The sequence below is a fragment of the Ruegeria lacuscaerulensis genome (genome assembly GCF_013034685.1).
Lineage (GTDB): Bacteria > Pseudomonadota > Alphaproteobacteria > Rhodobacterales > Rhodobacteraceae > Ruegeria > Ruegeria lacuscaerulensis_B.
Map to the genome: position 1 here is coordinate 306,603 of NZ_WQGO01000003.1, position 12,632 is coordinate 319,234.

General features: G+C 60.1%; 11 protein-coding genes. 8 read left to right on the forward strand and 3 right to left on the reverse strand.

What is annotated here, in order from left to right; genetic code table 11:
* Complete coding sequence (gene glmU, locus GOV80_RS09165; protein WP_170784186.1) at positions 1-1,353, reverse strand: bifunctional UDP-N-acetylglucosamine diphosphorylase/glucosamine-1-phosphate N-acetyltransferase GlmU; 1,353 nt, start codon at positions 1,351-1,353, stop codon at positions 1-3.
* A gap of 134 nt (positions 1,354-1,487) precedes the next feature.
* Between glmU and GOV80_RS09170 the strand changes: the two genes are divergently transcribed.
* Both GOV80_RS09170 and GOV80_RS09175 read left to right on the forward strand, forming a co-directional pair.
* Positions 1,488-2,159 carry an HAD-IA family hydrolase gene (locus GOV80_RS09170; protein ID WP_170784188.1) on the forward strand — a complete coding sequence of 224 codons (672 nt, stop codon included), beginning with the start codon at positions 1,488-1,490 and terminating at the stop codon, positions 2,157-2,159.
* Between the two features lie 39 nt (positions 2,160-2,198).
* The gene (locus GOV80_RS09175; RefSeq protein WP_170784190.1) at positions 2,199-3,389 is read left to right on the forward strand and encodes a DegT/DnrJ/EryC1/StrS family aminotransferase; all 1,191 of its coding nucleotides are present in this window, start codon (positions 2,199-2,201) and stop codon (positions 3,387-3,389) included.
* A 6-nt stretch (positions 3,390-3,395) separates the two neighbouring features.
* Here GOV80_RS09175 and GOV80_RS09180 read toward each other — a convergent pair whose 3' ends face one another.
* Positions 3,396-4,463 carry a Hint domain-containing protein gene (locus tag GOV80_RS09180; RefSeq protein WP_170784192.1) on the reverse strand — a complete coding sequence of 356 codons (1,068 nt, stop codon included), beginning with the start codon at positions 4,461-4,463 and terminating at the stop codon, positions 3,396-3,398.
* A 207-nt stretch (positions 4,464-4,670) separates the two neighbouring features.
* Here GOV80_RS09180 and GOV80_RS09185 point away from each other — a divergent pair, with 207 nt between their 5' ends.
* Positions 4,671-5,834, forward strand: a complete 1,164-nt coding sequence (locus GOV80_RS09185) for an isovaleryl-CoA dehydrogenase (protein ID WP_170784194.1) — start codon at positions 4,671-4,673, stop codon at positions 5,832-5,834.
* Positions 5,835-5,878: 44 nt separating this feature from the next.
* Here GOV80_RS09185 and GOV80_RS09190 read toward each other — a convergent pair whose 3' ends face one another.
* The gene (locus tag GOV80_RS09190; RefSeq protein WP_170769258.1) at positions 5,879-6,484 is read right to left on the reverse strand and encodes an OmpW/AlkL family protein; all 606 of its coding nucleotides are present in this window, start codon (positions 6,482-6,484) and stop codon (positions 5,879-5,881) included.
* 136 nt (positions 6,485-6,620) lie between these two features.
* Between GOV80_RS09190 and GOV80_RS09195 the strand changes: the two genes are divergently transcribed.
* From GOV80_RS09195 to GOV80_RS09215, 5 genes are read left to right on the forward strand one after another with little or no spacing between them, the layout of a single operon-like run.
* Entirely contained in the window at positions 6,621-8,147 is a 1,527-nt protein-coding gene (locus GOV80_RS09195; RefSeq protein ID WP_170769259.1) for an AMP-binding protein, read from the forward strand.
* Positions 8,144-8,650: a hypothetical protein gene (locus tag GOV80_RS09200; RefSeq protein WP_170769260.1), complete on the forward strand. Its 507-nt coding sequence runs from the start codon at positions 8,144-8,146 to the stop codon at positions 8,648-8,650. Before GOV80_RS09195 ends, GOV80_RS09200 begins: the two co-directional genes overlap by 4 nt.
* A 14-nt stretch (positions 8,651-8,664) precedes the next feature.
* Positions 8,665-10,269, forward strand: a complete 1,605-nt coding sequence (locus GOV80_RS09205) for a carboxyl transferase domain-containing protein (RefSeq protein ID WP_170784196.1) — start codon at positions 8,665-8,667, stop codon at positions 10,267-10,269.
* Between the two features lies 1 nt (position 10,270).
* Positions 10,271-10,693: an ASCH domain-containing protein gene (locus GOV80_RS09210; RefSeq protein ID WP_170784198.1), complete on the forward strand. Its 423-nt coding sequence runs from the start codon at positions 10,271-10,273 to the stop codon at positions 10,691-10,693.
* Positions 10,694-10,696: 3 nt separating this feature from the next.
* Positions 10,697-12,625 carry an acetyl/propionyl/methylcrotonyl-CoA carboxylase subunit alpha gene (locus GOV80_RS09215; RefSeq protein ID WP_170784200.1) on the forward strand — a complete coding sequence of 643 codons (1,929 nt, stop codon included), beginning with the start codon at positions 10,697-10,699 and terminating at the stop codon, positions 12,623-12,625.
* Positions 12,626-12,632 lie beyond the last annotated feature (7 nt).

Genomic DNA, 12,632 nt, shown 5'->3' on the forward strand with positions numbered 1-12,632 from the left:
TCAGGCTCCTTTATCGCGGCGAGCCTTTTTCGCCTTGAGCATTTCAAAAAGTTTGCGCGCATAGCCGGGTTTGTTGTCCTGCTTGGCCCGTGCCACGGCCAGAGCGTCGGGCTCGACGTCGCGCGTGACCACTGTGCCCGTCGCCGTCATGGCGCCGTCGCCCACGGTCACGGGGGCCACCAACATGGTATTCGATCCGATGAAGACATTCTCACCAATCGTCGTCCTGTGCTTCATCACGCCATCATAGTTACAGGTGATCGTGCCTGCTCCGATATTTGTTGCGGCGCCAACCGAGGCGTCTCCGATATAGCTGAGGTGGTTGACCTTGGCCCCTTCGGCGACCTCGGCATTCTTGATTTCGACGAAATTCCCGATGCGCGTGTTCTCGGCCAGTTCAGTGCCGGGGCGCAGGCGGGCATAGGGGCCGACGATAGCTCCGCGGCTGACATGGCAGCCTTCCAGATGCGAAAACGCCCGGATCGTTGCGCCACTTTCGACGGTTACGCCGGGGCCGAAGACCACGTTGGGCTCGATCGTCGTGTCCCGCCCAATGATCGTATCGGCGGCCAGATAGACGGTGTCAGGAGCCATCAGCGTGACGCCCAGATCTAGAAGCTCAGCGCGGGCACGAGCTTGAAAGACCGCATCGGCGGTCGCCAGATCCGCACGTGAATTCACGCCTAGCGTCTGCGCCTCGTCACAGGCAACGGCGGTGACTTTCAGATCACGGCTGCGGGCGATCTCGACCACGTCGGTCAGGTAGTATTCCTCGGACGCGTTGTCATTGCCCACCGCATCGATCAACGAGAACAAGGTTTGCGCATCACAAGCTAAAAGTCCAGAATTGCAGAAGCTTAACGCGCGTTCCTCATCCGAGGCATCCTTGTATTCAACAATCCGCTCCAGCGTATCGCCCTGCATGACCAGACGGCCATAGCGGGCGGGATCGGCGGCCTCGAACCCCAAAATAACCAGATCATTCTGGGTGCGCGCCTCGATCATCCGTTCCAGCGTTTCGGGTTGTAGAAACGGAGTGTCACCGTACAAAACGACCACGTCGCCCTCGAACCCTTCCAGCGCGGCGCGGGCTTGGGCGACAGCATGGGCGGTGCCCAACTGCTCGTCCTGCACGGCGATCTGCGCGGTCTCATCCTCGGCTGTGGCGACCTTTGCAACGGCCTCGGACCTATGGCCGGTGACGATCACGGTGCGTTCGGGCGACAGCACGGCCCCGGCACGCATGGCGTGGACCAGCATCGGGGTTTGCGCGATGGGATGCAGAACTTTGGGGATATCCGAATTCATCCGGGTGCCTTTTCCGGCGGCAAGGATGACAAGGGCGGTGCTCATGAATTCGTTTTCTCTTTGTGTTTTGTTGGCGACCGTTTTATCCGCTGGGGGCAAAGGCGCAAGCGGTTCGGGCATCAAACTAAATTGCCGTTTGCAACACGACGTGGCGAAAACCCGCCGAGGCAGGAGGCTCTATGCGTACCGTAATCTTCGATCTGGACGGAACTTTGGCGGATACATCCGGCGATCTACTAGAGGCCGCGAACCATTGTTTCCGTCATATGGGCCATGGTGATGTGCTGATCCACGGTCAGGACGCGGGCGTGGCACTTCGGGGTGGTCGGATGATGCTGAGCCACGGGTTGAAGCGTGTTGGCGCTTTCGAAGAAGAGACCATTTCGGACTATTACCCGATGTTGTTGGAGGCCTATGCGCGGGCCATCGACACCCACACCACTTTCTATCCCGGCGCGTTGGACGCGGTCGAGGCGCTGAAAGTGGCCGGTTACGGCGTGGGCATCTGCACCAACAAGCCCGAGGCGCTGGCGCATCAGTTGCTGTCACAGATGGGGGTGCGGGATCAGTTCGCCTCATTGGTCGGGGCCGATACTCTGCCGGTGCGTAAACCCGACCCCGAACCGTTGCGTGAGGCAGCGCGGCGGGCAGGTGGCCATCCAGACCTGTGTGTTCTGATCGGCGATTCTGATACCGACCGGAATACGGCAAAGGCGGCGGGCGTGCCCTCGGTTCTGGTCACATTCGGCCCGTCGGGCGACGATATGGCCGCTTTGGAGCCCGAGGCGCTGCTGCATCATTTCGATGATCTGCCCCGCGTGGTCGAGGGGTTGATCGGTGCGGCGGCTTAGTCTCTTGACCCAAGCGGGCGCGAGGACCAGAACAGAGCTATGACCGAGATATTCACTGGCAGCTTCACCCAGCAGGAACCCATCCCCGAAGAGGCGGTCGAGGCCGCTCTGGCCGTGCTGCGCCACGGGCGGCTGCACCGGTATAACGTGGTGCCCGGAGAACTGGGCGAAACCGCGCTGCTGGAGCAAGAATTCGCGGCGCAGATGGGGGCGAAATACTGTCTGGCCGTGTCCTCGGGCGGGTATGCGCTGGCCACGGCCCTGCGCGCCGTCGGGGTGCAGCCGGGCGATCCGGTGCTGACCAATGCCTTTACGCTGGCCCCTGTGCCGGGGTCGATCGCCTCGGTCGGGGCGCGTCCGGTGTTCGTTGGCGTGACCGAAGGGTTGGTGATTGATCTGGACGATCTTGAAGCCAAGCTGGATCAGGCGCGCGTTCTGATGCTCAGCCATATGCGCGGGCATCTGTGCGACATGGACCGGCTGATGCAGATGTGCGACGCCGCAGGCGTGACCGTGATCGAGGATTGCGCCCATACGATGGGGGCAGCGTGGCGCGGGCAATTGTCGGGGCGGCAGGGGGCCATTGGGTGTTATTCCTGCCAGACCTACAAGCATGTGAACTCGGGTGAGGGCGGCTTGCTGGTCACCGATGATGAGGAACTTGCAGCGAAGGCGACGATGTTGTCGGGCTCGTATATGCTGTACGAACGTCATCTGGCCGCACCGGGGCCAGAGGTGTTTGAGCGGATTAAATATACCACCCCCAATGTCTCGGGCAGGATGGATAACCTGCGGGCGGCGATCCTGCGACCTCAACTGCGGGATCTGGATCAGCAGGTTTCGCGCTGGAACGAACGCTATGCTGAGATCGAAGATGGTCTGCGCGACACGCCTGGCCTAACTATTGTCGAACGGCCCGAAGGTGAGACCTATGTGGGCTCATCCATTCAATTCCTGTTGCTGGATTGGTCGCCCGAGCGTATCGCCGAGGTGATCCACCGCTGTGCTGCGCGTGGGGTCGAGTTGAAGTGGTTCGGTGGGGCCGAGCCCACTGGTTTTACCTCGCGATACGACAGTTGGCGCTATGCGGACAGCACGCCTTTGCCTGCCAGTGACCGGGTGCTGGCGGGGATCATGGATATGCGGGTGCCGCTGACATTCTCGCTGGAAGATTGCCGCCTTATTGCGCGGATCATCCGGGCCGAGGTTGGCGCGGTCTATCAGTCCTGACCAACGCTAATGCGCGCGCTGGTCCAGCGGGTGTTTGTTGTTTTTGCCCAGACGCTCGACAAACCGTTTTTGCTTTTTGATCTGCGGGATGGTCTGCTGCGAGGTTAACGGGGTGACGGCTGTCAGGCCCGGGAACAGCAGGTGGAGCTCCTCCAACGCCTCGGCAGATAGGGCTGACAGAGACATCGGCGACAGCAACATGCTTTCACTGGGGGCACCGTTCGCAAATACAATTTCATGGTCATCGAAAAGCAGATGGAAATAAGTCGTCGCACACGCCTGCGCCTCGACTTCTACCTCTGGCAGGGCGGTCAGCCGAATGGCTGAGATCAGAACCTCGCGCGCGCCAAACATACGTTTTGCCACGGGCGACGAGGCCTGCATCCGGTGCTGTCGTGACACCAACAAATCCGTATGCGGCATCCCTTGTCCAAGCGCACCTTTGGCAATGCGGATCGGAAGCAGCTTGGGTTCAGCCGTCATCTCGGCCTTGGAAACATGTCGCCTCCCGACCCATTTCAAAGCTTTGGCCCCCGATTGCGTCATCACCAGATCGCCGGCCTTCAACTGTTCGACGGGGATTTCACCATGTTCTGTGTCGATCAGCGTTCCCTGACAGAAACAGATCAGAAGCGAGATGTTGTCGACAATCGCGCCAAGGCTGTCATCTACGCCGATTTCGGTGAATCGCAGCGTGTAGTCACCCGCCTCGGGGAAATCGACGTCTATGGTGATTGTTGTGAAGCTGGCCTCAGTTGGCAGAACGGTCATGGTTGAAATCACGACGCCGTCGCTGTCCACGATTTCGACCGTGAACCCATCGGTGCCCGCGTTACCCAACGAGGCTGTGCGCAATGCTGTATCGAATTCCAAAATACCCGAATGCGCATCGTCCAGTGTAAACGTCTGTTCCAAAACGGTGGTGAAACCCGAGCGGCCATCCAATTCTGAAACCAGGTTCCTTGAACCATTTCCAAGGAAGGCAAACTCGGGGTTGATTTCCACGTCGGTGCCCGACCAGTTCGAGCGGCCGCTGCTGAAATCTCCGTTAATAATCACATTCGTCGGGGCCATGGGATCTGCTTTCTAAATGATTTTCGACTCAACGCATGTCGGCGAGACCCTATTGGCTCAGCGTCGGAACGACAATGTGTTGAAATCGTGAAGATACTCTGAATCCGAGGTTTTTTTGAGTGATTGCGCCAGGTTCTTGACGTCCGCGCTTGTCCGTGTCAAATTATTTGAACAAGTGTTCATTAATCCAGTTGGAGGAAGTCGGGGATGTTCACGGCCACAATGCAGTTCGATCTTGGTGAAGATGTGAATGCCCTGCGGGAGATGGTTCATCGCTGGGCGCAGGAGCGGGTCAAACCGATGGCTGCCGAGGTCGACAAATCCAACGCCTTTCCCAATGACTTATGGCGCGAGATGGGTGATCTGGGGATGTTGGGTATTACCGTACCCGAGGAATATGGCGGAGCGGGGATGTCCTATCTGGCCCATACCGTCGCAGTTGAAGAGGTGGCGCGGGCTTCGGCCTCGGTTTCGTTGTCATATGGGGCGCATTCAAATCTATGCGTCAACCAGATCAAGCTGAATGGGACGGACGACCAGAAAGCAAAATACCTGCCGCGACTTGTCTCGGGTGAACATGTTGGCGCGCTGGCCATGTCCGAGGCCGGAGCCGGATCGGATGTGGTGTCAATGAAGCTGCGCGCCGAAAAACGCAACGACCATTACCGGCTGAATGGCAGCAAATACTGGATCACCAATGGGCCGGACGCGGATACTCTGGTCGTCTATGCCAAAACCGACCCGGAGGCGGGATCGCGCGGAATCACCGCTTTTTTGATCGAGAAAGAGATGACCGGGTTTTCGACATCCCCGCATTTCGACAAGCTAGGGATGCGTGGGTCAAACACGGCCGAGCTGATCTTTGAAGATGTCGAGGTTCCGTTCGAAAACGTGTTGGGCGAGGAGGGCAAGGGCGTCGCGGTTTTGATGTCCGGTCTGGATTATGAACGCGTGGTGCTGGCCGGGATCGGCACCGGTATCATGGCTGCTTGTCTTGATGAGATCATGCCCTATCTGGCCGAGCGCAAGCAATTCGGCAAACCTATCGGGTCGTTCCAGCTGATGCAGGGCAAGATCGCCGATATGTATACAGCGATGAACTCGGCGCGGGCCTATGTCTATGAGGTCGCCAAAGCCTGTGATCGGGGGGATGTGACACGGCAGGACGCGGCGGCATGTTGCCTCTATGCGTCCGAGGCGGCGATGACGCAGGCGCATCAGGCGGTGCAGGCGATGGGCGGGGCAGGGTTCCTGTCGGATTCTGCCGTCAGCCGGATTTTCCGCGATGCGAAGCTGATGGAGATCGGTGCAGGCACCAGCGAAATCCGCAGGATGCTGATTGGCCGTGAGTTGATGAGTGAGATGTCGTGACGAAAAACGCCCCGCAACAGGATGCGGGGCGCAGAAGTGTTGGATCAGAAACGATGGACGTAGGAAACGCCAATCAGCCAGGGGTCGATCTCGGCTTCGCCGATATCGGCACCATCAAGCGACACGTCCGAGTCGATGTCGAACCAGCGCACGTTCAGACGTACGGCACCTTGTTCGGTGATGGCGTAGTCCAGACCGGCTTGCAACGCGAGGCCGACCGAGTTGTCCAGCTCAAGATCGCCCAAGGCAGAGCTTTCATCAAAGAAGATCGTGTAGTTGATGCCGGCACCGACATAGGGTTTCCAGGCGGTGCCTGTGTCGAAGTGGTAGTTCAACGACAGGGTGGGCGGCAGATGCTTGAGGCTGCCTGCGTCGACGCTGCCCCCCAGCGTGACTTCATGGCTGAACGGGGTTGCAGCCAGCAGCTCGATGCCCAGATTGTCGCGGACAAAGTATTCAACGGTGAAGATTGCGCTGACGTCGGAATCGACTTCGGCGTCCAGCCCGGCCAGCGTACCGTTATCGGATTTGGGCTCCAGATACCCCGCACCGATACCAACGGTCCAGTCACCCTGGTTCTGAGCAAGAACAGGAGAAGCAAGCGCCACAAGCGCAGTGGAAAGTGTCAAAGCGGCGAGTTTTTTGGTCATTTCATGGCCTCTGAATGTTTTGATGCTTCGGTTTTGCATCAACCGACCCCTGCCAACTCTGATCTGTGTCAAGTTTCTGTGACAGTTGGGGTGCGCGCGAAAAGGAAAAATCTCTTTGAATCAGGAGGTTCAAGCCATGTGTCCCGCTAGAAACATACCAGGTATGCTGGGTGTGGGTGGCTGGGATGTGCCAGACCGACTCAATATGGCGGCGCAATGTCTGGCGCAGCCGCATGATCAGGTTGCAGTCGTTGATCTGACACGCGATGCGCGAAAGGACATAACGTTCCGGGATCTTGCGCGGATGACGGATGGCATTGGGCAGGTGTTGCAACAACGGATCAGGCCCGGTGATCGGGTCGGTGTATTGCTTAGTCAGTCGCCTTGGTGTGCGGCGGCGCATCTGGCGATCTGGAAACTGGGCGCGATCTCGGTGCCTTTATTCAAGCTGTTCCAACGCGATGCGCTGGCGTCACGCGCGGGCGACGCCGGGGTGCAGGTTGTGCTGACGGATGCCGAGGGGCAGACGCTGCTGAGTGGGTTGGCGGATCCGCTGCGTGTCGACCAAATCGCGCCGTCGGATCAGACGCTACCCTTTGCCGATACCGGCCCCGAGGATCCGGCGGTGCTGATCTATACTTCGGGCACCACTGGCAGCCCCAAGGGCGCGCTGCACGGGCATCGGGTGCTGACCGGCCATCTGCCCGGCGTGTCGATCAGCCATAACCATCTGCGCGACGGCGATTGCCTGTGGACCCCCGCCGACTGGGCGTGGATCGGTGGGCTGTTTGACGTGCTGATGCCGGGTCTGGCGCTGGGCATTCCGGTGGTCGCTGCGCGGCTTGAGAAGTTCACGCCCGAGGCCTGCGCCGATGTGGTCGCGCGCGGCGGGGTGCGCAACGTTTTCTTTCCGCCCACCGCGCTGCGGATGTTGAAAGCGGCGGATCAGGCCATTCCCGGTCTGCGTTCGGTCGCCTCGGGCGGCGAGCCGCTGGGGGCCGAGATGTTGTCTTGGGGGCAGCAGGCGTTCGGTTTGACGATCAACGAATTCTATGGGCAGACCGAATGCAACATGGTCGTGTCCTCCTGCGCCGAGGATTTCCCGGTGCGTCCCGGCTGTATCGGCAAACCTGTTCCGGGGCATGAGGTTGCGGTGATCGACGAGGCTGGCAATCCGACCAGCGACGAGGGCGACGTGGCCATCCGGCGCGGCTCGGCCTCGATGCTCTTGGAATACTGGAACCGGCCTGAGGCAACAGCTGAGAAGTATCGTGGCGACTGGCTGATCACCGGCGACCGTGGCGTGTGGGTGGGTGACTATCTGCGCTTCGTGGGGCGCGATGATGACGTGATTACGTCGGCCGGATACCGGATCGGCCCCGCCGAAATCGAGGATTGCCTGCTGACCCACCCGGCAGTGGCGACCGTGGGCGTGGTCGGCAAGCCCGACAAGCTGCGGACCGAGATCGTCAAGGCCTACGTGGTTTTGAAGCCGGGGGGCGAAGCGTCTGGCGCAGAGTTGCAGGATTGGGTCAAGGATCGTCTGGCGCAATACTCCTATCCGCGCGAGGTGGCGTTTCTGGATGAACTGCCGATGACGGTGACGGGGAAGGTTATTCGTAAGGAATTAAAGGCGCGGGCGGCGAATGAGTGTGCCAAATGAAGTTTAGCATTAAGGTGTCACTTTGGGTTAATGCTTTGACGACCGTATTCGGAATGCAGTCGTGGGCAGATACAGTCGGACCTTCGAAATTTGAGGCCGGCGCCTTTTTGACAGCTTGCACGGAACTTGTTCCCGATGTTCCTCTGGCCATTCCGATGGATGCTCAATGCATATCTCAGGGCCGCAAAATGTGTGAGTTAGCTGCCTTCGACGCACCTCCTGAAACATGTTTGTTAGAGGTGACACGTTGGATGCAAAACGAAGTGGCGTTGAAATGGTCGCTCATCCCCGATGACATACGTCTCGACCACGCTGAGCCTCCTACTGCAGAAGAAATGGTGAATGACGGAATGCTGGCTTCTCTCAGCAGCATGATGCCAAGTTGTGAAACGGTCCAGATCGATGGAGTTTCTAAAGGAGCTTTGTGTGAATACACGAATGCCTTGGCCGGATGGCACGCACTACGAGTTCTTCAACGCTCGGCGAGCGAAACCAATCAATAGTGGAGTGCACAGAGATGAAACTCACATCCAAAGCGATGCCCATGTCCGAAGCCTTCAAGGCCAACCGAACCGCTCATCTCGACGCGCTGGCGCAAATCTCAACCGCTGCAGAGGCCGCCCGAATGGGCGGCGGTGAGAAATCCCGCGCGCGGCATGAAGCCCGTGGCAAGATGCTCCCCAGACGCCGGGTGGCGAACCTGCTGGACGCGGGGTCTCCGTTTCTGGAAATCGGCGCGACGGCTGCGCATGGGATGTATGGCGATGCCGCGCCCTGTGCCGGGGTGATCGCGGGTATTGGCCGGGTGCAGGGGCGCGAGGTCATGGTGGTGTGCAACGACGCCACCGTGAAGGGCGGCACCTACTATCCAATGAGCGTCAAGAAACACCTGCGGGCACAGGAGATTGCCGAGGAAAACCATCTGCCCTGCATCTATCTGGTCGATAGTGGCGGTGCGAACCTGCCCAATCAGGATGAGGTTTTCCCGGACCGCGACCACTTTGGCCGCATCTTCTACAATCAGGCGCGGATGAGCGCCAAGGGGATTACTCAGATCGCGGTGGTGATGGGGTCGTGCACGGCAGGCGGGGCTTATGTGCCCGCGATGTCGGATGTGACGATCATCGTCAAGGAACAGGGCACGATCTTTCTGGCCGGTCCGCCTCTGGTCAAGGCCGCAACGGGCGAGGTGGTCAGCGCCGAGGATCTGGGCGGTGGTGACGTACATACGCGTCTGTCCGGCGTGGCGGACTATCTGGCCGAGGATGATGCGCATGCACTGGCTTTGGCGCGCCGCGCCGTAGGCTCGCTGAACCTGCGCAAACCGCAGACGGTGGATTGGGCCAGCCCCGAGGACCCGGCCTATGACCCCGAGGAAATCCTTGGTGTTGTCCCCGCCGATCTGCGCACGCCCTATGACATCCGCGAGGTGATTGCGCGGCTGGTCGATGGCTCTCGGTTCGATGAGTTCAAGCCGCGCTTCGGAGAGACGCTGGTAACCGGCTTTGCTCATGTTAAAGGCTGCCCGGTTGGGATCATCGCCAATAACGGCGTGCTGTTTTCCGAGGCGGCGCAAAAGGGCGCGCATTTTGTCGAGCTGTGTTCTCAGCGTCGCATCCCGCTGGTGTTCCTGCAGAACATCACCGGGTTCATGGTTGGTCGCAAATACGAAAACGAGGGCATCGCGCGGCACGGGGCCAAGATGGTGACGGCGGTGGCGACGACCTCGGTGCCGAAGGTCACAATGTTGGTGGGAGGCTCGTTCGGCGCGGGGAACTACGGCATGGCAGGGCGGGCGTATCAGCCGCGTTTTCTGTGGATCTGGCCGAATTCCCGGATTTCGGTGATGGGCGGCGAGCAGGCCGCAGGCGTTCTGGCCACCGTGAAACGCGACGGGATCGAGCGGCAGGGCGGTACCTGGTCGGCCGAGGAAGAGGCTGAATTCAAACGCCCGACCTTAGACATGTTCGAAGAGCAATCGCACCCGCTCTATGCCTCGGCGCGGCTCTGGGATGACGGCATCATCGACCCGCGCAAATCGCGCGATGTGTTGGCCTTGTCGCTGAGTGCGGCGTTGAATGCTCCGATCGAGGAGACACGCTTTGGCGTGTTCAGGATGTAAAATGGTCGATCTGGAAAAACTGAAATCACGCTACCCCGGCGCGCAGACCTTCAAGTTCGGAGACAATGCAACGCTAAGCGCCGAGTTGTTGGCGTTGGTGCGCGCAGGAAAGAAAACCGCGACCTGCGGCGCGTTGCGGGATTACCCCGAGGGCAGTGCGGACACGCCGGTTGTAGGGCGCAGGGACATCGCTTTGGAATGGGACGACCGACCGGCGCTGGTGATCGAAACGGTCGAAGTTTCGATCTGCCGCTATTGCGATGTGACCGAGGAGTTTGCGTTGGCCGAAGGCGAGAATGAGACGCTTGAGGGGTGGCGCGAAGATCACCGCCGGTACTTTAAACGAAATGGCGGGTTCGAGCCCGAGATGGAGCTGCTCTGCGAGCGGTTCCGTTTGGTCGAAGATCTGACGGTTGAGGGGTAAGTCATGTTCACCAAAATCCTGATTGCCAACCGGGGTGAGATTGCTTGTCGGGTGATCGAGACCGCCCAGAAGATGGGTGTGGCCTGCGTTGCGGTCTATTCTGATGTGGACGCCTCGGCCAAGCATGTGCAGATGGCGGACGAGGCAGTACATATCGGTGGTGCGGCCCCGGCGGAGAGTTATCTGAAGGGCGACACGATCATTCAGGCGGCGCTCGACACCGGAGCGCAGGCGATCCATCCGGGATACGGGTTTCTGTCCGAGAACCCCGATTTCGTCGATGCGGTCGAGGCGGCAGGCCTTACCTTCATCGGGCCTTCGGCGGATGCGATCCGCAAGATGGGCCTCAAGGATGCTGCCAAAGTCTTGATGGAACAGGCGGGCGTGCCTGTGGTGCCGGGCTATCATGGCGACAATCAGGACCCGGAGCATTTGGCCGGTGCCGCGGACACAATCGGCTACCCTGTTCTCATCAAAGCTGTTGCAGGTGGCGGCGGAAAGGGTATGCGGCTGGTTGAACGTGCCGAAGATTTCGCAGACGCGCTGCACAGTGCGCGAGGCGAGGCGCGCACGGCCTTTGGCAACGACGCCGTTCTGGTCGAGAAATTTGTCTCCAAACCGCGCCATATCGAGGTGCAGGTTTTCGGCGACGGCACCCAGGCGGTTCATCTGTTCGAACGCGATTGCTCGTTGCAGCGGCGGCACCAGAAGGTGATCGAAGAGGCTCCGGCACCCGGTATGACGGCTGAAATGCGCGAAGCGATGGGGCAGGCCGGTGTACGCGCCGCCGAGGCGATTGGCTATAAGGGCGCGGGTACGGTTGAATTCATCGTTGATGCCTCGGACGGGCTGCGGCAGGATCGGTTCTGGTTCATGGAGATGAATACCCGCCTGCAAGTGGAGCATCCCGTGACCGAGGCGATTACCGGGGTTGATCTGGTGGAATGGCAGTTGCGGGTGGCCGCGGGCGAGACGCTGCCGAAACAGCAGAGTGACCTTTCTATCTCGGGTCACGCATTCGAGGCGCGGCTGTATGCCGAGGACGTGCCCAAAGGCTTCCTGCCTGCCACGGGGACGTTGACGCATCTGCACTTCCCGGCGCTCTGCCGGGCGGACAGCGGTGTGCGGGCAGGGGATACGATCAGTCCTTGGTATGACCCAATGATCGCAAAAGTCATCGTCCACGGCCCTACGCGCGACATTGCGCTGGAACGGTTACACCGTGCGTTGCGTCAGACTGAGGTCGCGGGCACTGTAACCAACCTTGCCTTTCTTGGCGCGCTGACGCGCCATCAGGGGTTCGCGTCGGGTGATGTGGATACCGGGCTGATCGGGCGTGATCTGGATGGGTTGGTTCAGACCTCGGCAACCTCAACGCGTGCTGCAGTTGCGGCGGCCATGACCGCTGCGGGTTTGGTGGACACATGCGAGGAGACTGGGTTCTCGCTGTGGGCGCCTCTGCATCGTGCTGTTCAGCTTGTGGCGGATGACGTGATTGATCTGGATGTGCAGGTCGAAGGTCCGAACCGGCAGGTCTGGCACATCGGCAACGAGACGATTCTGGCCGAACGTAGCGCGGGCGACTGGACTATCGGCGGTGCAGCTATGCCGCGCGTTTCGGTCGCTGTTTCCAAGATCACGGTTTTCGAGGGTTATGGCCAGGTGTTCGAGATGATCGACCCGCTGGACCGCGATACCAGCGCCATTGGCAATACAAATGTGATCGAGGCTCCGATGCCCGGTCTGGTCAAGGCGGTCTTTGCGCAGTCTGGGCAGGCTGTGGCCGAGGGCGACCGGTTGGCCATCCTTGAGGCTATGAAGATGGAGCATTCGTTGCTGGCAGCCCGCGATGGCGTCGTGGCCGAAGTGCTGGTCGAGGCGGGCGCTCAGGTCGAGGCCGGGGCCGCACTGGTCCGGCTGGAGGAGGAATGACCTGTTC

Bases quoted from the DNA above. Each gene is read 5' to 3' on its own strand.
- GOV80_RS09200 (WP_170769260.1), top strand. From the start codon at position 8,144: ATGAAGTTTAGCATTAAGGTGTCACTTTGGGTTAATGCTTTGACGACC.
- GOV80_RS09190 (WP_170769258.1), bottom strand. From the start codon at position 6,484: ATGACCAAAAAACTCGCCGCTTTGACACTTTCCACTGCGCTTGTGGCG.
- GOV80_RS09210 (WP_170784198.1), top strand. From the start codon at position 10,271: ATGGTCGATCTGGAAAAACTGAAATCACGCTACCCCGGCGCGCAGACC.
- GOV80_RS09195 (WP_170769259.1), top strand. From the start codon at position 6,621: ATGTGTCCCGCTAGAAACATACCAGGTATGCTGGGTGTGGGTGGCTGG.
- GOV80_RS09175 (WP_170784190.1), top strand. From the start codon at position 2,199: ATGACCGAGATATTCACTGGCAGCTTCACCCAGCAGGAACCCATCCCC.
- GOV80_RS09215 (WP_170784200.1), top strand. From the start codon at position 10,697: ATGTTCACCAAAATCCTGATTGCCAACCGGGGTGAGATTGCTTGTCGG.
- glmU (WP_170784186.1), bottom strand. From the start codon at position 1,353: ATGAGCACCGCCCTTGTCATCCTTGCCGCCGGAAAAGGCACCCGGATG.
- GOV80_RS09185 (WP_170784194.1), top strand. From the start codon at position 4,671: ATGTTCACGGCCACAATGCAGTTCGATCTTGGTGAAGATGTGAATGCC.
- GOV80_RS09205 (WP_170784196.1), top strand. From the start codon at position 8,665: ATGAAACTCACATCCAAAGCGATGCCCATGTCCGAAGCCTTCAAGGCC.
- GOV80_RS09180 (WP_170784192.1), bottom strand. From the start codon at position 4,463: ATGGCCCCGACGAATGTGATTATTAACGGAGATTTCAGCAGCGGCCGC.
- GOV80_RS09170 (WP_170784188.1), top strand. From the start codon at position 1,488: ATGCGTACCGTAATCTTCGATCTGGACGGAACTTTGGCGGATACATCC.